Below are 20,677 nucleotides of genomic sequence, written 5' to 3' on the forward strand. Positions count from 1 at the left end.
AAAGCGATGTTACCGATTGGTAGCCCGGTGATAAGTCTCCGGAAGTGTGCGGATCGCGCAAAAGCTGATGGCAGCTCCGATGATGAGGTACACCGAGATCGCCCAGCTCTGCCTGCCCGCCGCCGCGAACAACGCGGTGGCGATGAACGGCGACAGCCCGCCGCCCAGGGTCGCGCCCAGCTGGTAGCCGACCGAGGCGCCGCTGTAGCGCACGCGCGTGTCGAACTGCTCCACCAGGAACGCCGCCATCGGCCCGAAGATCGCCGAGGAGCCGAGGAATCCGATCGCCATCGCCAGGATGATCGCGGCAGGCGAGCCGGTGTCCAGCAGCCAGAAGAACGGGAACGCGAACACCGCGAGGAACACCGCCCCGCCCGCGGTGACCGGTTTGCGGCCCCAGCGGTCCGACAGCGCCGAGAACCCCAGTACGGCCAGCACCTGGATCAGGCTGCCGACCACGATGCCGGTCAGCACCACGTCGCGGTCGACGTCCAGTGTGGACACCGCATAGCTGAGCGTGAAGGTCGACATGACGTAGACGAACATGTTGAAGCCCAGGTTCACCGCCGCCGCCAGCGCCACCGTGCCCGGCTGCGTCCGCAACACCGCCACGATCGGCCGCCGCTCCGTGGCGCCCTCGCGCCGCAGCGCGGCGAACGACGGGCTCTCCACCACGCCGAGCCGCACGAACAGCCCGACCGCGACCAGCACGATGCTGAACAGGAACGGCAGCCGCCAGCCCCAGTCGTACAGCTCCTCGGGCGACAGCCCGGAGAGCAGCATGAACACCCCGGTGGCCAGGAACAGGCCGAGCGGCGAGCCGAGCATGGTCCAGCTTCCGTAGAAGCCGCGTCGGTCGGCCGGGGCGTGCTCGACGGCCATCAGCGTGGCGCCGCCCCATTCCCCGCCCACCGAGAAGCCCTGCACCAGGCGCAGCGCGACCAGCAGGATCGGCGCCCACACCCCGATGCTGTGGTAGCTGGGCAGCAGCCCGATCAGGAAGGTGGAGACGCCCATCGCCAGCAGGGTGAGCACCAGCATCGACTTGCGGCCGATCCGGTCGCCGAAGTGGCCGATGACGATCCCGCCCAGCGGGCGGGCCACGAAGCCCACCCCGAACGCCGCGAACGCCAGCAGCGTGCCGACCAGCGGTTCCGAGCCGGGGAAGAAGAGCTTCGGGAACACCAGCGCGGCGGCGGTGCCGTAGATGAAGAAGTCGTAGAACTCGATCGCCGTGCCCGCGCTGCTGGCCAGCGCGATCTTCCAGGGGATGGCGCGCGGTGGATCGTCGGTGACAACGCTCATCAGCACCCCCGGTTGATGTACGGCCCGGATAACGCTAACCGAGTCGCCCGCTCGCACAGCAGGCCTTTTTCCGGCAGGCGAAAACACCGCGGCCCTCCCCGCCTGGTGCGGCGGGGAGGGCCGGGTGAGCCGGTGGTCAGCCGGGGAAGAAGGTGTCGATGGCGGTGTTGATCCACCCCTGGACGTCGTTCGGGGTCGGCACCGGCAGGTCGTCGCCGGGGGCGGCCTGCCCGACGGTCTCCGCGCCCGGGGGCACCTCGGCGTTCGCGACAGCCGTCGCGGCGAAGACCGCTCCCGCGGCGGCGAGGCCCGCCACCGCGGTCTTCAGGGTTGTCCGGCGCATGAGCTGGACCTCCTCAACTGATCGGATGGCACTGCTTGTATCGCAGCGAGCCGCTGGAAGCCCTTTCATATACGCCATTCGGCTTAGCATCTACCGCCCAATCGGGTGAGCTGGTGACCGCCAACGCGAGACCCGGCCGCACCTACCAGGGCCGGGCGGGCGCAGGCGGATCACTGGCTCCGCCACACGGTGCCGCGGCGCTCGTACTCCAGGACCTGCTCGACGCCGAGCGCCGTCTGCGGCCCGAAGTGCCGCTCGACCAGCCACAGTCCGAGTTCCAGCCCCGAGGTGATGCCGCCCGCGGTGACCAGGTCGCCGTCGTCCACCACCCGAGCCTTGACGATCTTCCCGCCCTGCTTCTCCAGGTCCGCGATTGCGATGTGGTGCGTGGTGCACGGCCTGCCCTTGGTGATGCCCGCCGCGGACAGCAGCATCGCCCCGGTGCACACCGAGGTGATGGTCAGCCCCGGCCGCTGCGCCGCCTTGAGGATCCGCGGGATGTGCCCCTTCCTGATCTCGGCGTCGAGTCCCGGCCGATCGCCCCCGCCGCCATAACCACCACCGGCGACCACGATCAGGTCCGCGTTCTCGGGTTCCCACCCGTGCTCGATGGCGATCTTGGTGCCGAAGCCGGTGGTGATCCGCCCCGGCTGCCCCGAGGTGACGAAGCGCGGTTCCACCTTCGCCCCGAAGTGCGTCGCGTGCCGGAACACCTCGTGCGGCGCGATGAAGTCCAGTTCGTCGGCGCCGTCGAACACCAACAGATGAATGCGCAAGGTCTGACTCCGTTCACCCATCGCGAACGCGGGCGCCGCCGTCGCCGCCGTGGCCATACCCGCGGCGACCACCGCCCCCGTCCGCAACAAATCGCGTCTGTTCACGCCTACGAGCCTGACTGGGCGCGGTGATCGCGAAAAGCGGCAGAAATGCCGCCCTGCGATAGATTCCAGCCATGCATGTCATCGGAGTGGCAGCTCTGGAAGGAGTGGTGGGCTTCGACCTCACCACGCCGTGCCAGGTCTTCGCCGCCGCCCGCCGCGCCGACGGCACCAGCCCCTACGAGGTGCGCGTCTGCGCCGACACCCAGCCAACGGTGACCGCGGTCGGCACCACGTCGTTCCAACTCAGCACGCCTTACGGCCTCGACGACCTGGTCGCGGCGGACACGATCATCATCCCCGGCCTCGCCGACTACCGGCGCCCGCAGCCGGCGAAGCTGCTCCAGGTCCTGAACGACGCCGCCGCGAGGGGCGCCCGTATCGCCTCGATCTGCACCGGCGCCTTCGTCCTGGCCGCCACCGGTCTCCTCGCGGGCTCCCGCGTCACCACCCACTGGAACGCCGCCGAGGACTTGGCCGCCGACCATCCCGACCTCGAGGTCGACCCCGCCGTCCTGTTCATCGACAACGGCCAGTTCCTGACCTCCGCGGGCGTCTGCGCGGGCCTCGACCTGTGCCTACACCTCATCCGCCGCGACCACGGCGCCGCGCTGGCCGCGACCGCCGCCCGCATCATCGTGATGCCCCCACACCGCGAAGGCGGCCAAGCCCAGTTCATCGAGTACCGCCCCACCACAAAGGACGGCACCCTCCGCTCCACCCTGGACTGGCTGGCCCACAACCTGCACCGCAACCTGACCCTGGACGAGATCGCCGCCAACGCCGCCATGAGCGTGCGAACCCTCAACCGCCGGTTTCGCGCCCAGACCGGCACCACCCCACTGCGCTGGCTGATCCAAACCCGCCTACACCGAGCCCAGGAACTGCTCGAAACCACCGACCTCCCAGTCGAAACCATCGCCACCCAAACCGGCTTCGGCTCCCCGGTAACCCTCCGCCAACACTTCACCCGCCACCTGGGCACCAGCCCCAGCACCTACCGCACCACATTCCACCGCCCCTAGCCCTTCGCGCACCAGGCCGGCGATTGGGGTGCAACAGCTCAGGAGGCTTGTTGTGGGTTCGGAGTGGATCGAGGCGTGGGTGTACGCCCGCGAGCCGAAGCGGAAGAAGGACAGGTCGGCGCAGACCGTGAGACATCGGAAACGCTCGACCACGGAAACAGAAACGGCACAATCGCCGCTCGTCATCGTTTAATGGTGGCTGTCGAGAACAATACGGAAGTCATTGATTAGGTATACTTAATTTATCGCTTTACCGGAAACTACCCGATTATGCGGCGGGCCGCAACTCGATCAGGCGGCAATAAGCGTGGGTGAGCGACGCTCCGCACTGAAGACATGCGGTCGTGGCCGCTTCCCCGAAGACACTCCCGTCGGCGCGTCTTTTGGCAATACCCGTGAACTTAATTGTGGACGGGACGCTTCGATTGCGATTGGGCTCGACCGATGTCTAAGCTTCTACACGTCCAGCGCTTTTGTCGACATCGGTAAATCGGCATTTGCGTAGCCTCAGTGGCTGGAATAAGCGGATGGATATGTTCGTCCGCCCCCAGTCGTGGACCCACCCCGCTGCCACGACCTGGACACGGGCTGGGAGCTGTGCGCACGGACAACTCGGGCGGCGCCGATACATCCTACGGCGACTCCCGCGGACCGCGGTTCGTGCAGGCCGGCAACCGCAGGCAACTCATCGGAATCACCTGGGGCTCGCGCAGCGGTCTCAATGCGGAAATTTGCGGCAATACCCCTTCCGTCTACTCGAGTGTGGCCCTGGCTCGAGTGGATCAGGCAGCACAAGAACACCATCACCGCGCTCGGCGGCATTCGACCCGCCACCTGATGAACAGTTCATGACTGCGGTGCCCCAAGCGCGCTCCGCGTACGAGAAGCATTCCCAAACCCTGGAGAACACATGAATTTCCTACCCAGTCGTCTGCTGATCGCCTGTCTCGCTGTACCCGCGATCTACATCGGAGCCGCCGCACCAGCCCTCGCCGGTAGCGGCGCGTCGCCGGTCGTCGATCCCGCAGGCGACGTCGTCAACCTCGAGACCGGGGATGCGGTGGAGAAGCCGGAGGGCGACCTCGTCGCCGCCGACGCACGCCGCAGCGGCGGCAATCTGGAACTGACCTTCAAGACCGCCAAGCCCACCAACCCGGCGGAGGACCCGGCCTGGCAGGAACACGCGGCAGCGCCGATCGTGCTCGACACCGACAGCAGCGACGCCGAGGAGGAATACCTGCTGTACTACGGCACTTACGACGGCGTCGACGGGCTCGTCGCCCGCCTCTTCAAGAACAACAAGGACGGAACGCTGGAACCGCTCTACGACGCCGCCACCGCCTACAAGGACGGCGTCAACACCATCACTCTGCCGCTGTCGACCATCGGGAGCCCCGGCGAGATCGGCTACCGCACCATCATGTACTACCCGCTCGACGACACCCAGCAGCCTGCCTTGACCGAGGACTCCGCACCCAACGACGGCTACGCCAAGGTCGACTGACGCAACACCCGTCGACCCATTCCGTAGTGGATGGAGCACCGGGCGGTGGGGTGAGGATTGGTAGAAATCCCGCCCCACCGCTGACCAACTCGGCGGTGAACCCCGCCATCGCCTTCCGCGACGACGGCACCCTCAATCGAGTGCATCGCAACTCCCTGGGGACGTCAGGCGACCCCAGGGAGTTGCGGTGGCGGGTCAGCGGGTGAGGACCTTGGCGATGGCGTCGATGCCGCGGTCGAGTTCCTCGCGGGTGATCACCAACGGGGGGGCGACGCGGAGGGTGTTGTCGTGGGTCTCCTTGCACAGGACGCCCAAGTCGCGGAGTGCGTAGGAGGCCTGCTTGCCGCTCGGCCCGCCGGGGGCGATCTCCACGCCCGCCCATAGGCCGCGGCCGCGGACTTCGGCGATGCCGTGGCCGACGAACTCGCCGAGGCGGGCGTGAAGGTGGGCGCCGAGGTCGCGGGAGCGCTGCTGGAATTCGCCGGTGCTCAGCAGGCGGATCACCGCGCGGCCGACGGCGCAGGCCAGCGGGTTGCCGCCGAAGGTGGAGCCGTGCTCGCCGGGACGGAGCACACCGAGCACATCGCGGCGGCCGACCACCGCCGACACCGGCAGGATGCCGCCGCCCAGCGCCTTGCCCAGCGTGTACAGGTCCGCCCGCACACCTTCGTGGTCGAGCGCGAACAGCTCACCGGTGCGCGCTAGGCCGGACTGGATCTCGTCGGCGATCATCAGCACGCCCTGGGCGTCGCACGCCCGGCGCACCTCGCGCAGGTAGCCCGCGGGCGGCACGACGACGCCTGCCTCGCCCTGGATCGGCTCCAGCAGCACCGCGGCGGTGGACGGCGTGATCGCCGCCCGCAGCGCCTCGATGTCGCCGTACTTCACCGCGGTGAAGCCCGGGGTGTACGGGCCGAACTCGTTGTGCGCGGTCGCGTCGTCGGAGAAGGAGATGATCGTGGTGGTGCGGCCGTGGAAGTTCGACCCGGCGACCACGATGTGCGCCTGGTTCTCCGCGACCCCCTTGACCTGGTAGGCCCACTTGCGGGCGACCTTGATCGCGGACTCGACGGCCTCGGCGCCGGAGTTCATCGGCAGCACAAGCTCGGTGCCGGTCAGCTCGGCCAGCTCGCGGCAGAACATGCCGAGCTGGTCGTGGTGGAACGCCCGGCTGGTCAGCGTCACCTTGTTCAGCTGCTCCACCGCGGCGGCGACCAGCGCGGGGTGGCGGTGCCCGAAGTTCAGGGCGGAGTAGCCCGACAGCAGGTCGAGGTAGCGGCGACCCTCCACATCGGTCACCCAGGCCCCATCGGCCTCGGCGATCACGACCGGCAGCGGGTGGTAGTTGTGCGTGCTCCACGCCTCGTCGAGGGCAACGAAGTCGGCGGTGGCGCTCGGCGTGGTGGGCCGGCTGTCAGCGGTGAGCGTCATGCCCTAAGGCTATGTCGGCTGGACCGGCGATTTCATCCACTGACCATTGTGTCGAACAGATGAACGTTGCGTGTTCACGCAACTCAGCGATGAAATCTTGCGCAGCCGACAAAAACGGGCGCGCCGTCCTACTCTCGGTCAATGGCTAAGGACGACGTGCGCTCGGCGCTCCGGGTGGCGGGTGAGGTGGATCTCGCCGCCATCGACCCGGCCCGAATTCCATTCGGGCCGAAGAACAAGGAGAAGGCACTGGCCGGAATGGGCCGCATGGCCGCTGAGCTCGACGCGTTGCAGGAGCGCCTCTACGCCGAAGGCACCCGCAGTGTCCTGCTGGTGCTGCAGGGCATGGACACCTCCGGCAAGGGCGGCACGATTCGGCACGTGGTCGGCCTGGTCAACCCGGTGGGGCTGCACATCGCCTCGTTCAAGGCGCCCTCGCCGGAGGAACTGCGGCACCACTTTCTCTGGCGCATCCGCAGGCAGGTGCCGGGGCCCGGCCGGATCGGCGTTTTCGACCGCTCCCACTACGAAGACGTGCTGGTCGTCCGGGTGGAGCAGCTGGTGCCGGAGGACAGGTGGCGCAAACGCTACGGCGAGATCAACAGGTTCGAGGCGCAGCTGGCGGGCCAGGGCGTGACGGTGATCAAGTGCTTCCTGCACATCTCGGCCGAGGAACAGAAGAAGCGGCTGCTGGCCCGACTTGATAATCCGGACAAGCAGTGGAAATACAATCCACGCGACCTGGACGCGCGGCGGCGGTGGAGCGACTATCAGGACGCCTACGCCGAGGCCCTGTACCGGTGTTCGACGGCGGACGCACCGTGGTATGTCATCCCCTCGGACCGGAAGTGGTACCGGAACTGGGCTGTCGCGAGCCTTCTCCTGGAGACGCTGACCGAGCTCAAACCCGCGAATCCGCGCCCGACTTACAACCCGGCGGTGGAAAGACAGCGCCTCCTGGCAGAGGACCCGCTTCGCTAGCCAGGTACACCCTTTTGGTGGCGTTATCACCCATTCGGGTTTGATTGTCCTGGTCAGGGCAGCGTCAACAAGGAAGCTTCAATCGCAATGTGATTGAAGCCTAAACAACATGGCGTGCTGCACAGTGCCCGCCGGGTTGGCTAGTCTCGATGCACATTGGCGTCGCTCAGCGTGGACGTACGGTCACCGACAGCACCGCAGGGGACCAGGTCGAGACGGTGGGGGTGAGCGCGTTGTACCGGGTGTCGACGGACGTCGGCGGCACGTTTTCCGACGTCATCGCCTATGACGACGATACGGGTGAGTACTCCGTCGCGAAGTCTCCCACCACACCGGAAGACCTTACCGAGGGTGTTTTCGCCGCGCTGGGCGGGACGCACTGCGACCCCGCCCGCATCGCGCTCGCCGTGCACGCCACGACCCTCGGGCTCAACGCCCTGGTGGACCGCCGCGGCGCGCGGGTGATGCTGCTGGCCACTCGCGGCGTCGGTGACGTCTACCAACTCGGCAGGCCGGAGCCGCTGGTCACGCGTGCGGACACGGTGGAGATCGGCGGCAGGCTCGGCGCCGACGGTTCGGAACTGGAGCCGCTGGACACCGATGCGGTCCGCCGGGCCGCGGAGCGGGCGCGGGTCGAGGGCTTCGATGCCATCGCGGTCTGCTTCCTGTTCAGCCACGTCGACCCCGCCCACGAGGTGCTCGCGGGCGAGATCCTCCGGGACGAGCTTGGCCCCGACGCCTGGATCTCGCTGTCGCACCAGGTCGCCAGGGAGAGGCGGGAGTACGAGCGGACCTCCTCGACGGTGATCGAGGCCTACACCGCGCCCGCCGTGCGCAACTACCTCGGCAGGCTGGAGAAGACCTTTGTGGACAGAGGTCTGCCGGTGCCGCCGCACGTCATGCAGTCCGCGGGCGGTGTGGCCAGTGTGGAGTCGGCCCGCCGCCGCCCATTGCAGACGCTGCGGGCGGGCCCGGTCGGCGGCACCATGGGTGCCGTCGCGCTGGCCCGGCTGCTGGACCGCCCGAACCTGATCTGCGTGGACATGGGCGGTACCTCCGTCGACGTGTCGTTGGTCGTCGACGGCGCCCCGGAGTGGGCAGCCGAAACGAACTTGGCGGGCTTCCCGCTGATGCTGCCCACTGTGAAGGTGCACAGCATCGGCGCGGGCGGTGGATCTATCGCCTATGCCGAAGCGGGCGGACTGCGAGTCGGGCCGTGCTCGGCGGGCGCCGTCCCCGGACCCGCCTGTTACGGCCGCGGCGGACGGGCCGCGACCGTCACCGACGCGCACTGCGTGCTGGGCAGGGTCGACGCGCATGCCTTCGCGGGCGGGGCCCTGCGACTCGACCTCAGTGCCGCGTACGAAGCGGTGGCCGCCCTCGGCGACGAACTCGACCTGAGCCCGGTGCAGATGGCCGAGGGCATCTGCGATGTGGTCAACGCCCACCTGGCGCAGGCGATCCGAGGGGTGGCCGTCGAACGCGGCTTGGAGCCCGCAGGGTTCAGCCTGGTGGCTTTCGGTGGAGCGGGCCCGATGCACGCGGCGTACCTGGCCGCGGAGTTGGGCATCGCCGACGTGATCGTTCCCCCGCATCCCGGCGCGTTCTCCGCGCTCGGCATGCTGTGCACCGAGGCTCGCCGGGATTTCGCCCGTTCCTTCTTCGGTACCTCGATGGACGGGGTGGGGGAGGCGCTGCTCGCGTTGCGGGCCGAGGCGGAGGCGGCGGTGGACTTCGACGGCCCGGCCCGCTTCGAGTACGCGGCCGATCTGCGCTATGCGGGCCGGGAACACGTGTTGACGGTGCCGATGGCCGGTCCCGTCGACGATCAGGTCCTGCGGCGTTTCGCCGAGTCACACCAGCGCAGGTACGGGCGGACCGAGCCGGACACGCCGATCGAGGTCCTGGTGCTGCGCTGTGTGGCGTTCGGCGGCCTCGGTCCGGTGGCGGCACCCTCGGTGTCCACTGTGGACCAACCGGTGCCGCAGCTGGTGCGGCCCGCGGTATTCGACCAGCTTGAACAGGACACGCTGGTCGTGCAGCGGGACATGCTGGGTGCGGGTTACCGCTTCGCCGGGCCCGCGCTGGTGGTGGAGCCGACCGCGACCACCGTCGTGCCGCCCGGGGTTGAGTGCGTTGTCGATGAGCATGGCTGTCTGCGTCTGTGCCGTGGAGGTGCCCGTTGACTCTCAGACAGGATCTGCGTGACTTCGCCGCCACCGCCGGGCCTTCGGGGCAGGTGCCCGTCCAGCGCGGCACGGGTTTCGACGGGCCGACGCTGCGAGAGCGGCTGGCGGGCCACCGGCTGCCGCTGGACCCGATCACCACCGAGATCCTGCGCGGCGCGCTGCTCGCGGCGGCGGAGGAGATGGTCACCGTGCTGCGGCGGGAGGGACTGCCTGACGGCGACCCGGTGGCGGTCGCCATCGTGGACTCCGAGCACCGTGTCCTGGCGCAGTCGTCCACATTGGATGTCCCTTGTGGACTTGAAGACAGCGTGCGACACACCGAGGAGCGGTTCGGCGGCTGGCGGGCCGGGGATCTGTGGCTGTGGAACGCGCCCTGCCCCGGCGGGACGCATTACGACCAGACCGTCTACGCGCCGATCGTGGTGGACGACCTGCTCGCCGGGTTCGCCGTGGTCCGACTGCACCGGCCCGGCTCGGCCGTGTCCTGGACCGGCCCGGTCCGCCTGCGGCCGTCCGCTGAGCTGGCCCGGCAGTTTGCCGCGGTCCGCACCGGACAGTCCCGGCTGACCGAGGTCGTGCGTCGCTGGGGTTATCCGACGCTGCTGGCGGCGGCGGAGCGGATCTTCGACCAGACCGAGCGGCTGGAGGCCCGGCAGCTGCGCAGGCTGCGGGCCGGTGTGTATGAGACCGCAGGCGTCACCGTGGCTGTCGCCGAGGAGCGGATCGTCGTCGAGATCGCCGGGAGCATCGCCGCCGCGCAGGCGGCAGCGTGCAGGCAGGCTTATCGGCGGGTGGTCGGGACGATCCCGGTCACCGGCGGCTCGTACCGCCGTCTTGAGGTGGTGACCCAGCCGGGTGGCCCGTCCGTGCCTGCTTCGATGCTGACGGATCTGGTGCTCGCCGCCTTGGCCGCGGCGGAGTCGTCCGTCGTGGAGCCCGAGCAGGCACGGCGGCAGGGCGGCGCGGGGGTCGAGGAGTTGGAGACGCGGTACCCGCTGGTGGTCGAGCGGTTTGGGCTGCGGCCCGGCGCTGGGGGTGCCGGGCGGCAGCCCGCCGCGGAGCGGCTGTCCGGTGAGTACCGGATGACCGCCGACGCGACGGTCGTGCCGTGGTGGTCGGCCGATGCGGAGGTGGTGGTCAACGCCGGGCGGACCGACGAACGCCGCCCACCGGCCACGACGGCCCTGTACCTCTCGGCAGGCGACACGATCTCCTGCACCTGGCACGCGCCCGCCCGGCGGACCGACCTGCCGGCCGAGGAGCACCCGGACCGGATCGGCGCGGCGTAACCGCGGCTCATTCGTGAGCGGCGAGAAACCGGATGGTGCGGGCGGTGTTGCCTGGGCATCCGACCGGGCACCCAGGCAACACCGGGAGAATTACTTCTCGAGCAGCTTCAGGTCGTGCTTCGCGAATGGGATGGAGACCGGGTAGACGACCGTGACGGTCTTGCTGCCGTCCGTGCCGCCGCCGGTCAGAGTGCCGATGGCGGTCTCGCCCTCGTACACGGCGCCACCGCTGTCACCACCGGCGGAATTCATGTCCTCGACCAAGGTCATGTTTTTGATGGTGTAGGTGTTGCCCTGGTTGTCGCCGATGTTCAACGTCTGGTCCACCGCATAGACCGTGCCGCAGGATTTCTGAGTGGTGGCGCCGCTCTTGCACAGCTTCTGGCCGATGGAAGGCTCACCGACCTTGGTGATGGGCTCGACCTTGCCGCCCTCGTAGGTGTTCACGCCCGGTTCCTGAGGCAGGCCACCGGTGTTGGGCAGCAGGGCGTAGTCACCGCCGGGCCACAGGACGTCCTCGACGGTGCCGATCTTCTTCCCGTCGAGGGTGTACCAGTCCTTCTTCCCGCTGACACCCGGGCAGTGGCCCGCGAAGAGGAGGTAGGGCTTTCCGCCCTTGGTCACGTTGAAGCCGTTGGAGCAGCTGTGCCTGCCGCCGGTGGTGCTGATGGAGATCCCGTCACCACCGGCGATGTACAGCTGGATCGGCACCGTCGACCGCTGCACGCGGACCGCGTCGCCGTACTGACGCAACCTCTCCGTCAGCCGGGCCGCCCCCTGGGGATCGGCGTTGCCGTACAACGTCACCACCAGCCGACCGGAGCGACTGTCCACGCCCCAAGAGGTTCCGGCCACCTTCTCGTGCTGTTCCAGAGCGTTGCTGATCTCCAGCGAACGCGCGGCGGAACGGGGTTCCGCGGACGCCGACACAGACTGGGTGGCAACCGTGGTGGCGAGCAGGGCACTTGCCGCCAGGGAGGCGGTCAACGCACCGCGGATTCGTTTGCTCATGTGCAGGGATTTCACGCACAACTCCAAACGGACGGCTGGACCGAATTGTGTCCAGTGATATGAAAGGGGTTGTCGCAGATTAACCCTGCCGGACAAGAGCGGTCTATTTCGCGAATACGTCGAAATTTCGATATTTATTCTTTTTCGGAGATGGCTCTCGAATCCGTGTCGAGCGCATAGCCCCGCTTTGCGGGTACCTGCACGTTATCCACGGTCTGATGATGCGCGCTCAGCCTAAGAAGGTGCCATATCCCGTTGCGTGCTGTCGGCTATATCCTCGCTGGTGCAGCGCCTCCGCCACATATTCAAAGCACGAAACATCGTCAGACTGGACTCGCAGGTCGGAATTCACGGGCGTGACATGCCGTCGCTGCGCGGTTCCCTGGTCAGCGGTTGGACTGGAGTACGTGGCAGGCCAGGTGCAGCGGCAGCCGCGAGGCCGGGTCGCCGGGGTCGATGCCCAGGTCGCGTAGGCGGTCCAGGCGGGTGGCGATGGTGTTGCGGTGCACGCCGAGGCGGGCGGCGGCGTCCTTGGCCGAGCCGCCGGAGTCCAGGATCGCGGCGAGGGTGGCCAGCAGGGCACCGTCGGCGTCGACCTCCAGCAGCGGCGCCAGCACCTGGCGGGCGGGTTCGCTGAGGTCGCGGGGCAGTGCGGCGAGCAGCCGGCTGGGGCCCAGTTCCGTTGCGGTGACGACGGTTCCGGCGCCGGAGTTGCGGGCGACCGCGGCGGCGGCCGTGGCGTGGTGGATCGCGGCGCGCAGGCCCGTCACGTCGGTGCCGGGGCCGCCGATGCCCGCGGCCAGCGGGGTCAGGGTGCCGACCCGCCACAGCGCGGCCGCGCAGCGGTCGCGGAGCTTGGCCAACTCGTCCTCGCCCGCGTGCTCGTCGAAGGGCACCCAGGACACCCAGCCCTCGGCGTGCGGCACCAGGAAGTCGCCGATGCCCGCGTTCGCCCAAGCCGCGGCCAGGCTGGAGCTGAGTGTCTCGGTGGGGGCGCTGTCCAGCGGTGCCAGCGCGACGGCGGCGAGCCTGCCGTGCAGCGGCCAGCCCAGTGCGGCGGCGTGCGCGATGAACTCCTCGTCGTCGGCGACGTTGGGGCGCACCAGCAGCGTCGACAGCAGGGCGGCGGCGACCCTGGGCTCCCGCTCGGCCCGCAGTCGGGACGCGGCGGCCCACGCCGCCAGCGAGGCGCCCGCGATGCGCAGCACCCCGGACACGGTGTCCTGCCAGCCGCGCGAGCGGGCGGACAGCAGCGCGACGAGCCTGCCCAACTCCGCACCGTCGGGGCCGTTGACCGGCTCGTCCAGCACCGGGGCGTCGCCGGTCCGCCACGCGTCCATCGCGGTGCGGCGGCCCGCGGCGAGTTCGCCGCCGGGGCTGATCAACGCCACCTGGACGCCCGGCAGGCGTTCGTTGAGCACGCCCAGCACGGCGCGCACCGAGAAACCGGCCTCGGCCAGGCGCAGCGCGCATTGCGCGGTCAGCGTGGCGCGGGCCGCCTCCGGCCTGCTCACCGCGGCGGCCATGGCCAGCGCGCAGGCGTCGATGCCGCCGTCCACGGCGATGAGGGGGATGCCCAGCCTGCTGGCCAGGTCGGCCGAAGGGGCGCCGACGACTTCGGCGGGGGCGACGACGCAGGCGGCGGCGCGTTCCCAGGCGTGCCGCAGCGCGACCTCGACGGCCCAGCCGCCGCGGGCGGCGGCCCTGGTCAGCACCAAGCCGTGGTGTGGGGGCGCGGTGGCGGTCTCGGCAACGTCGTTGATCAACACGATGCCGCGGACCGCGCGGTCCAGCGCGGCCGTTCCGGACAGCCTCGCCTCGGTCAGCGGACCGCCGTGCACCAGCTCGGCGACCGTCAGCGGTTCGACGCCGCCGATCATGGTGCGGTGGCGGACATGCTGGGCAGGCCGAACGCGACCGGCCCTCCGATGCGCCTGCCCTCCGGCGTGTGCCACGCGGGAGCGGCGGGCAGGACCAACACTTCCAACTCCATTCCGATGGTGAGCTGCTCGCCGTTGCGGGCCTGACGGCCGGGTACGGCCAGCATGCAGATGTTATCCGGCACGGACGCCGCGGTGCCGCCATCGGTCATGGCCAGCAACACCTCGTTGTGCATCTCCAACCGGATCACGCGCCGCCTGCCGTGGGACTCACGAAGCACAACGCTGCCGGGTCCGGCCGGATACGCCTGGTCAGCCCATTGGGCGGTACGGTGCTCGATCTCGATCACCTGGCCGCGGCACAGCAGCCTGCCGCCGAGGCCGCGGGCGAAGTGCTCGGCGGGCATGTCGGTGGAGCTGCGCAGCGTCCGGCCGGTCTCGATGGCGCGGGAGACCGTGCCGTGGATGCCCGCGGCGGCGAGCCTGGCCACGCTCGCCGGATAGCAGGCGCAGCCCGCCCAGCCGCCCGCGCTCAGCGCCAGCGGCCGCACCAGCGACTCCAGCCGGTCCACCGGGGTGTCCAGCACGACGCACTCGCCGCTGCTGCCGGTCACCGCCAGCGGCGTCGGGCTGATGCCGCCGAGGGTGAAGGTGGTCTGCTCGATGAGCGGGAACACCCGGCCCATCCCGTCCAGGTCGATCAGCGGCAGCCCGAGCCGGGCGGCGGCGATCACCGGTGTCACCGCGTTCACGCCCGCCGCGTTCAACGCGCAGATCGCGGACAGCTCGCGCCCGAGCCACCGCTCCAGCGCCCGCACGGCGTCGGCGAGTTCCTCCCCGGTGGGAAGCTGCTCCTCCAGCATGTACGCGGACCCGATCTGCCCCACCGCCGCGGCCTGCGCTTCGGGGTCGAGCTCGATCGCCTCGACCAGCCGCACCGGGCCACGGTGCGCCAGCTCATGCCGCAGCCACTGGGTGATCGTGTACCCGGAGTCGCCGACGGTCGCCCCGTACATGAGCGCCCCGGCGAACAGGTCGTCGACATCGTGCTCGGTGATCTCACGCATCCGCCGCACCCCCGATGGCACGCAGCCGCATCAGCGCACCCCCGCCGGGGTCCGGTCGAGCCTGCCGGTGGCGCGGACCCGCAGCCGGAACACCGTGCCGGGCAGAAACGACAGCGGCATGGCCCGCGATTCCACCAGCTTGACGCTGGCCGGGTCGGCGCCCGCGGACACCGCGCCCGCCAGTGCCTGTTCGTTGGCCAGCGCCAAGGCGCGGTCCAGGTCGCGGTGCCCGCCGTCGACGACGATCACCCGCTCCACCTCGGCCGCGGGCTGGGCGCTCGCCGCCCCCACCGCGGGCGCGACGTCGGCGTACTCCGGCAGCTGCACCTTCGCCTCGGTGATCATCGGCGCCAGGCAGGCGGCGGGCCCGACCGCCACCATCGGCGCCGGGGCGGCCGCCTCGCGCAGCCGGGCGGCCAGCCGGTCCAGGCGGGCGGCCGCGGCCCGCACCGCCTTGTTCGCGGTGAGGTGGTTCAGCCAGGCAGGCGGCGGCTCGAAACCGGCCAGCCCGGCGCAGGCCGCCGCGTCGAAGACGGTGAGTTCGGGGCCGCCGAAGGCCTTCGGCAGGCCGTACCCCTCGCGCAGGGTGCCGGATGACTCGATCAGCGTGCGCCCGCCGATGCCCGCGTAGATCAGCTGCGGCAGTGGCAGCGCCACCCGCAGGCCCTCCATCTCCAGCGCGCTGGTCTGCTGGGCCAGCCGCGGCGCCCCGTCGTTGACCACTCCGGCGCGGCTGCACAGGGCGCCGATCTCCAGCACCAGCGCCCGGTCGACGCCCGCCAGCACGCTCGCCCCGCGCAGCGCGATCGCGGGCCCCGCCTCCAGCGCGAGCACCGGGAACCGGCGAAGCTGCTCGGCGTTCATCAGCGTGGCGTCGTGTCGGGTGAACAGCAGCGGGACGGACAGCCCGAGGGAGCTGAGGACCTCGCGGCAGGTGTCGACGGTCCGCTCCGCCAGTGGGCGCAGCGCGGCGTTGAGCGCCGCGGTGCTTTCCCGTTCCTGCAGGCCGAGGCCGCCGACCTCATGCGAGAGGGTGACCTGAAGGCCCGTGGCGGCGATGGTCTCGGCGACCGCGGTCTCGTGCTCGGGGGTGGCGGGGGAGAAGTTCGCGGTGACGGCGATGCCGCTGGCCCCGCGTTCGGCGGCCTGTTCCGCGAACGTGCGGACGGCGGGCAGATCCAGCGGGCTGAGCCTGCGCCCGCATACGTCGTGCCCGCCGTGCAGGACCGCGTCGCCGCAGACCACGGCGGCGCGCAGTGCGGCGGGCCAGCAGCTCAGCGGGCCGAGCAGGTGCCCGCCGCGCTGGGTCACCCGGAGCACGGCGATCGGTGCCAGCGAGGTCAGGGCGCGCACCGACTGCGACAGCCAGCCGGGGGAGATCGTCACGGAGGTGATGGAGAACCGCGTCAGGTCACCGATCGCGCCCAGCGCCCCGCGCAGGCCCGCGGCGATATCGGTCGTGCCGGGGATCTTGCAGGCCCGAACGACCTTCCCGTCATCCAGCACGGCGATATCCAGGCAGGCCGAGCCGAACGCCACGCCTAGCCGCATCTGGTGCTCCTCGGTCCCTCCACCAGCAGCCTAGCGGAGCTCACCCGCCACCACGGGCGATGATCAACTACAAATCTCCAGGTCACCACGTTGTGCACCCCTCGGATTCCCGCCCTGGTGACGTGAAGCCCACTGAACCCGTTTTGGTGTCCAGAATCCCTTTGATGACGGTGTCTTAACGAATTCTGGACACCAAATCGGGGGAGGTGCGTCAGCGGGTGGTGGGTTGGAAGGTTCGGAGGCGGAGGCTGTTGGTCACGACGAACAGGCTGGACAGGGCCATCGCGGCGCCCGCGATCATGGGGTTGAGCAGGCCAAGCGCGGCCAGCGGGAGAGCTGCCACGTTGTAGGCGAAGGCCCAGAACAGGTTGCCTTTGATGGTCGCCAGCGTCCGGCGGGACAGGCGGATCGCGTCGACCGCTGCCCGCAGGTCGCCCCGGACCAGCGTCAGGTCGCTGGCCTCGATGGCCGCGTCGGTGCCGCTGCCCATCGCCAGGCCCAGGTCGGCCTGGGCCAGGGCGGGGGCGTCGTTCACGCCGTCGCCGACCATGGCCACCACGCGGCCCTCGTCCTGGAGGCGTTTGACCTGGGCGACCTTGTCGGCGGGCAGCACCTCGGCGATGACCGCGCCGGGGTCGATGCCGACCTCGTCCGCCACCGCCGCGGCGGCCGCGGCGTTGTCGCCGGTCAGCAGGATGGGCTTGAGACCGAGTGCGCGCAGGCCGGTGATGGCCTCCGCGGAGGTGGGCTTGACGGTGTCGGCCACGATCAGCACCGCGCGGGCGGCGCCGTTCCAGCCGACGGCGACCACGGTGCGGCCCGCGGACTCCGCCTGCTTCTTGGCCACCAGCAGCGTCTCCGACAACTCCATGCCGTGGTGGGCCAGCAGCGCGGGCCGCCCGACGACCACCTCGTGGCCCGCGACCGTGCCGCGCACGCCGAGCCCTTCGACGTTGCGGAAGCCCTCGACGGGTTCGGTGTCCTGGTCGGCACCCGCCGCGATGGCCTTGGCGATGGGATGCTCCGAGGCGTGTTCCAAGGCCGCGGCCCACCGCAACGCGGTCGTCGCGTCCTCACCGTCGGCGGGCACGACCTCGACCAGGCTCATCTTCCCGCTGGTCACGGTGCCCGTCTTGTCCAGCACCACGGTGTCGACCCGGCGGGTGGACTCCAGCACCTCGGGGCCCTTGATCACCACGCCAAGCTGCGCGCCGCGGCCGGTGCCGACCAGCAGCGCGGTCGGCGTGGCCAGGCCAAGCGCACACGGGCAGGCGATGATCAGCACGGCGACCGCCGCCGTGAACGCCATGCTCGCCGCCGCGCCGGTCACCAGCCAGGCGAGCAGCGTCAGCAGTGACAGGCCGATCACGATCGGCACGAACACCGCGGAGATCCGGTCCGCCAGCCGCTGCACCTGCGCCTTGCCGCTCTGTGCCTGCTCGACCAGCCTGGCAAGCTGCGCAAGCTGGGTGTCGGCGCCGATCCTGGTGGCGCGCACCTCAAGCCGTCCGCCCGCGTTGACCGCGGCGCCGAAAACCGGGTCGCCGGGGCCGACCTCGGCGGGCACCGATTCGCCGGTGAGCATGCTGGTGTCCACAGCGGACTCGCCGCGCTCGATGACGCCGTCGGTGGCGATCTTCTCACCGGGGCGCACCACGAAGTGCTCGCCGACGGCGAGTTGGTCGACGGGGATGCGGACCTCGGTGACATTGCCTTCAGGGCCTGCGGGCCCGGGCACGTTGCGCAGCACCGAGACCTCCTTGGCGCCCAGTTCGAGCAGCGCCCGCAGCGCGGCGCCCGCGCGGCGCTTGGCGCGGGCCTCGAAATAGCGGCCGGTGAGGATGAACGTGGTGACGCCCGCCGCCACCTCGAAGTAGATGTTGGCCAGCCCGTGGCCGTGGGCGACGGTGAACTCGAAGCCGTGGGTCAGGCCGAGCCTGCCCGCCTCTCCGAGGAACAACGCGTACAGCGACCACAGGTAGGCCGCGGTGACACCCAGCGACACCAGGGTGTCCATGGTGGCGGTGCGGTGCCGGGCGTTGGCCAGCGCGGCGGCGTGGAACGGCCAGGCGCCGTAGACCACCACGGGGGTGGCCAGCACCAGCGACCACCACTGCCAGCCGATGAACTGCCAGGCGGGCACCATCGCGACCGCGACCACCGGCAGCGCCAGCATCAGGCTGACCAGCAGCCGGTCCCGCAGCGCGCCCGTGGAGTCCACAGTGGACTCAGGTCGCGGGGTGGGCAGGGCGGCGGTGTAACCCGCCGCCTCCACCTGCTTGATCAGCTCGTCCGAGCCGACCTCGGCGGGCGCCCGCACGGTGGCCTTCTCGGTGGCGTAGTTGACCGTGGCGAGGACGCCGTCGAGCTTGTTGAGCCTGCGTTCGACCCGCGCCGCGCACGAGGCGCAGGTCATGCCACCAACCGTCAGCTCGACCTGCCTGGTGCCCCGCCGCCGGGTGTCGGGAATGGTGGCACTCATCGGATCAGGCCGCGGTCAGTTCGTAGCCTGCTTCGGTCACGGCCTCTTTGACGCTCGCGACCTCCAGCGGCTCGGTGCTGGTGACGGTCACCTTGCCGGTCGGCACGTCCACGTCGACCTGCTGCACGCCGCTCAGCTTGTTGATCTCTTCGGAGACGTGCGATGCGCAGTGTCCACAGGTCATGCCGGTCACCGTGTAGGTGGCGGTGGTCATGGGTTGTTCTCCTTGTTCGACCGCTGGAAAATTCAGGACCGCACGAGACGGGCGATGGCATCGCTCGCCTCGCGAACCTTGGCGTCGGCCACCTCGCCGCCCTCGGAGATGGCCTGGCTGACGCAGTGCTTGAGGTGCTCGTCGATGAGCGCGATGGACACCGACTGCAACGCCCTGGTCGCCGCGGAGATCTGGGTGAGCACGTCGATGCAGTACTCCCCGTTGTCGATCATCCGTTGCAGACCGCGGACCTGCCCCTCGATCCGGCGAAGCCGGCGAAGGTGCTCGTCCTTCTTGTCGGCGTATCCATGCATGGCAGGGCTCCCTGAATGAGCTGACGCGGCTCTGCGCCACGACCCCCACTATATACCCCTTGGGGGTACCGGGTATGTCCCGTGTGCTCTCTCCCACATACGGCATACCCAGTACCGCGGTTCAGATCCAGAGCCCACCGGCTTTTGCGCCACGCTACGTATCGACCCGTGCGTTCTGTTGACAAAGCGCGCACGCCGCTCGCTCAGCACGCATCAATCCGATGCCGGTTCGCCAACGAAAGGCCAACCGGCCCGAAATCGCCACCGGAGCTGGTACAACACCACCGAACGGAGTGAACGCTCTTCCGCTGATCGCCGCGGTGGAGAACGGGCGCACGTCATTCCGGTAAACGTGTGCGCTCGTTCTCGGGGAAAGCGCCGGTAGCGGGGTATCCAGATGCGGTGAGATTCCTCTCCGTGCTCACGCTCATCATCTCCGTGGCCATGGTCGGCCTGCCCGCCCATGCCTGCGAAGAGGACCGTCCCGGCACCATCGTGCCGCTGTACAGTCCGCCGACCTCCCCGACCTGGGACCGGCTGATCATGGCGAAGCGTTGGTACCCCAAGGTGCCCGTGGTGGCGATCATCAACCCGCCCGCCACCATCCCCGAGGCCGAACACGAGGAGTACCGGCACGGCGTGCTCCGCCTGCGGGCCGAAGGCATCCTGCCCATCGCCTACCTGACCACCTCCTACGCCAACCTTCCGCTGGAGCAGGTGCTGGCCGAGGTGGAGCGGCTCGACCGGTCCTACCCCGGCTTGCAGGGCCTGTTCCTGGACGAGATGAGCAACGTGCCCGGCCGGGAGCCCTTCTACCAGGAGGTTTCCGACCACGCGCGCACCTTGGACCTGGACTATCTGGTCGGCAACCCCGGCACCGCGACGCTGGAGAGCTACCTGGACATGGTCGATGTCCTTGTGCTGCACGACAACGCCGCACCGCCCGCGCAGTGCTCGGTGGCCGACTGGCAGCACCACTACGACGCGAGCAACTTCGCCGCGCTCGGCTACGCCACCGGTGCGGTGGACCCGGCGCTGGTGGCCTCCTGCACCGACCACATCGGCTGGCTCTACCTCACCGACGACGTGCTGCCCAACCCCTGGGACACCCTGCCCCCGTACTTCCGGTCCCTGCTGTCGGCCCTGAACTACTGAGCGGCGCTTCGCCGGTCGTGAGTGCGGAGTTCCGTGAGAAGGAACTCCGCACTCACGA

Annotated in this window: 17 protein-coding genes; 6 read left to right on the forward strand and 11 right to left on the reverse strand. The window is 69.8% G+C overall.

Annotated features, from left to right (window positions below):
• Positions 1-9: 9 nt before the first annotated feature.
• The 3 genes from ACU6XJ_RS19945 to ACU6XJ_RS19955 all read right to left on the reverse strand — a co-directional run bounded on the left by ACU6XJ_RS19945 (position 10) and on the right by ACU6XJ_RS19955 (position 2,529).
• Complete coding sequence (locus tag ACU6XJ_RS19945; RefSeq protein ID WP_476313606.1) at positions 10-1,305, reverse strand: MFS transporter; 1,296 nt, start codon at positions 1,303-1,305, stop codon at positions 10-12.
• A gap of 136 nt (positions 1,306-1,441) precedes the next feature.
• Positions 1,442-1,648, reverse strand: a complete 207-nt coding sequence (locus ACU6XJ_RS19950; RefSeq protein ID WP_476313608.1) for a hypothetical protein — start codon at positions 1,646-1,648, stop codon at positions 1,442-1,444.
• A gap of 170 nt (positions 1,649-1,818) precedes the next feature.
• Entirely contained in the window at positions 1,819-2,529 is a 711-nt protein-coding gene (locus ACU6XJ_RS19955) for a DJ-1/PfpI family protein (protein WP_476313610.1), read from the reverse strand.
• A gap of 71 nt (positions 2,530-2,600) precedes the next feature.
• On the opposite strand from ACU6XJ_RS19955, the gene ACU6XJ_RS19960 reads away from it, so the two are divergent.
• Both ACU6XJ_RS19960 and ACU6XJ_RS19965 read left to right on the forward strand, forming a co-directional pair.
• Complete coding sequence (locus tag ACU6XJ_RS19960; RefSeq protein WP_476313612.1) at positions 2,601-3,551, forward strand: GlxA family transcriptional regulator; 951 nt, start codon at positions 2,601-2,603, stop codon at positions 3,549-3,551.
• A gap of 910 nt (positions 3,552-4,461) precedes the next feature.
• Positions 4,462-5,055 (forward strand): hypothetical protein, encoded by a 594-nt coding sequence (locus ACU6XJ_RS19965; protein ID WP_476313614.1) that lies wholly within the window; start codon positions 4,462-4,464, stop codon positions 5,053-5,055.
• A gap of 195 nt (positions 5,056-5,250) precedes the next feature.
• Here ACU6XJ_RS19965 and rocD read toward each other — a convergent pair whose 3' ends face one another.
• On the reverse strand, positions 5,251-6,486 hold the full coding sequence (rocD, locus tag ACU6XJ_RS19970) for an ornithine--oxo-acid transaminase (RefSeq protein ID WP_476313616.1): 1,236 nt from the start codon (positions 6,484-6,486) through the stop codon (positions 5,251-5,253).
• Between the two features lie 141 nt (positions 6,487-6,627).
• On the opposite strand from rocD, the gene ACU6XJ_RS19975 reads away from it, so the two are divergent.
• The 3 genes from ACU6XJ_RS19975 to ACU6XJ_RS19985 all read left to right on the forward strand — a co-directional run bounded on the left by ACU6XJ_RS19975 (position 6,628) and on the right by ACU6XJ_RS19985 (position 10,945).
• Positions 6,628-7,467 (forward strand): PPK2 family polyphosphate kinase, encoded by an 840-nt coding sequence (locus ACU6XJ_RS19975; RefSeq protein WP_476313618.1) that lies wholly within the window; start codon positions 6,628-6,630, stop codon positions 7,465-7,467.
• A 149-nt stretch (positions 7,468-7,616) separates the two neighbouring features.
• Positions 7,617-9,653, forward strand: coding sequence for a hydantoinase/oxoprolinase family protein (locus ACU6XJ_RS19980; protein ID WP_476313620.1), 2,037 nt, complete (start codon positions 7,617-7,619; stop codon positions 9,651-9,653).
• Complete coding sequence (locus ACU6XJ_RS19985) at positions 9,650-10,945, forward strand: hydantoinase B/oxoprolinase family protein (RefSeq protein ID WP_476313622.1); 1,296 nt, start codon at positions 9,650-9,652, stop codon at positions 10,943-10,945. Before ACU6XJ_RS19980 ends, ACU6XJ_RS19985 begins: the two co-directional genes overlap by 4 nt.
• Positions 10,946-11,035: 90 nt before the next feature.
• Here the strand turns inward: ACU6XJ_RS19985 and ACU6XJ_RS19990 are convergent, their stop codons facing one another.
• The 7 genes from ACU6XJ_RS19990 to ACU6XJ_RS20020 all read right to left on the reverse strand — a co-directional run bounded on the left by ACU6XJ_RS19990 (position 11,036) and on the right by ACU6XJ_RS20020 (position 19,464).
• The gene (locus ACU6XJ_RS19990) at positions 11,036-11,956 is read right to left on the reverse strand and encodes a S1 family peptidase (protein ID WP_476313624.1); all 921 of its coding nucleotides are present in this window, start codon (positions 11,954-11,956) and stop codon (positions 11,036-11,038) included.
• Between the two features lie 386 nt (positions 11,957-12,342).
• Complete coding sequence (locus tag ACU6XJ_RS19995; protein ID WP_476313626.1) at positions 12,343-13,836, reverse strand: PucR family transcriptional regulator; 1,494 nt, start codon at positions 13,834-13,836, stop codon at positions 12,343-12,345.
• The gene (locus ACU6XJ_RS20000) at positions 13,833-14,903 is read right to left on the reverse strand and encodes a DUF917 domain-containing protein (RefSeq protein ID WP_476313628.1); all 1,071 of its coding nucleotides are present in this window, start codon (positions 14,901-14,903) and stop codon (positions 13,833-13,835) included. The genes ACU6XJ_RS19995 and ACU6XJ_RS20000 overlap by 4 nt, the downstream gene beginning before the upstream one ends.
• Positions 14,904-14,933: 30 nt before the next feature.
• Positions 14,934-16,454 carry a hydantoinase/oxoprolinase N-terminal domain-containing protein gene (locus ACU6XJ_RS20005; RefSeq protein ID WP_476313630.1) on the reverse strand — a complete coding sequence of 507 codons (1,521 nt, stop codon included), beginning with the start codon at positions 16,452-16,454 and terminating at the stop codon, positions 14,934-14,936.
• A 211-nt stretch (positions 16,455-16,665) separates the two neighbouring features.
• Complete coding sequence (locus ACU6XJ_RS20010) at positions 16,666-18,936, reverse strand: heavy metal translocating P-type ATPase (protein ID WP_476313632.1); 2,271 nt, start codon at positions 18,934-18,936, stop codon at positions 16,666-16,668.
• 4 nt (positions 18,937-18,940) lie between these two features.
• Positions 18,941-19,150: a heavy-metal-associated domain-containing protein gene (locus ACU6XJ_RS20015; protein ID WP_476313634.1), complete on the reverse strand. Its 210-nt coding sequence runs from the start codon at positions 19,148-19,150 to the stop codon at positions 18,941-18,943.
• A gap of 32 nt (positions 19,151-19,182) precedes the next feature.
• Positions 19,183-19,464: a metal-sensitive transcriptional regulator gene (locus tag ACU6XJ_RS20020; protein ID WP_476313636.1), complete on the reverse strand. Its 282-nt coding sequence runs from the start codon at positions 19,462-19,464 to the stop codon at positions 19,183-19,185.
• A 402-nt stretch (positions 19,465-19,866) separates the two neighbouring features.
• Here ACU6XJ_RS20020 and ACU6XJ_RS20025 point away from each other — a divergent pair, with 402 nt between their 5' ends.
• Positions 19,867-20,619 carry a spherulation-specific family 4 protein gene (locus ACU6XJ_RS20025; protein WP_476313637.1) on the forward strand — a complete coding sequence of 251 codons (753 nt, stop codon included), beginning with the start codon at positions 19,867-19,869 and terminating at the stop codon, positions 20,617-20,619.
• Positions 20,620-20,677: the final 58 nt, after the last annotated feature.

The sequence above is a fragment of the Actinorectispora metalli genome (assembly GCF_056323685.1).

Excerpts from the sequence above, each read along its gene's own strand:
- ACU6XJ_RS19945 (WP_476313606.1), bottom strand. The coding sequence starts at position 1,305 with ATGAGCGTTGTCACCGACGATCCACCGCGCGCCATCCCCTGGAAGATC.
- ACU6XJ_RS19950 (WP_476313608.1), bottom strand. The coding sequence starts at position 1,648 with ATGCGCCGGACAACCCTGAAGACCGCGGTGGCGGGCCTCGCCGCCGCG.
- ACU6XJ_RS19960 (WP_476313612.1), top strand. The coding sequence starts at position 2,601 with ATGCATGTCATCGGAGTGGCAGCTCTGGAAGGAGTGGTGGGCTTCGAC.
- ACU6XJ_RS19965 (WP_476313614.1), top strand. The coding sequence starts at position 4,462 with ATGAATTTCCTACCCAGTCGTCTGCTGATCGCCTGTCTCGCTGTACCC.
- rocD (WP_476313616.1), bottom strand. The coding sequence starts at position 6,486 with ATGACGCTCACCGCTGACAGCCGGCCCACCACGCCGAGCGCCACCGCC.
- ACU6XJ_RS19975 (WP_476313618.1), top strand. The coding sequence starts at position 6,628 with ATGGCTAAGGACGACGTGCGCTCGGCGCTCCGGGTGGCGGGTGAGGTG.
- ACU6XJ_RS19980 (WP_476313620.1), top strand. The coding sequence starts at position 7,617 with ATGCACATTGGCGTCGCTCAGCGTGGACGTACGGTCACCGACAGCACC.
- ACU6XJ_RS19990 (WP_476313624.1), bottom strand. The coding sequence starts at position 11,956 with ATGAGCAAACGAATCCGCGGTGCGTTGACCGCCTCCCTGGCGGCAAGT.
- ACU6XJ_RS19995 (WP_476313626.1), bottom strand. The coding sequence starts at position 13,836 with ATGATCGGCGGCGTCGAACCGCTGACGGTCGCCGAGCTGGTGCACGGC.
- ACU6XJ_RS20000 (WP_476313628.1), bottom strand. The coding sequence starts at position 14,903 with ATGCGTGAGATCACCGAGCACGATGTCGACGACCTGTTCGCCGGGGCG.
- ACU6XJ_RS20005 (WP_476313630.1), bottom strand. The coding sequence starts at position 16,454 with ATGCGGCTAGGCGTGGCGTTCGGCTCGGCCTGCCTGGATATCGCCGTG.
- ACU6XJ_RS20010 (WP_476313632.1), bottom strand. The coding sequence starts at position 18,936 with ATGAGTGCCACCATTCCCGACACCCGGCGGCGGGGCACCAGGCAGGTC.
- ACU6XJ_RS20015 (WP_476313634.1), bottom strand. The coding sequence starts at position 19,150 with ATGACCACCGCCACCTACACGGTGACCGGCATGACCTGTGGACACTGC.
- ACU6XJ_RS20020 (WP_476313636.1), bottom strand. The coding sequence starts at position 19,464 with ATGCATGGATACGCCGACAAGAAGGACGAGCACCTTCGCCGGCTTCGC.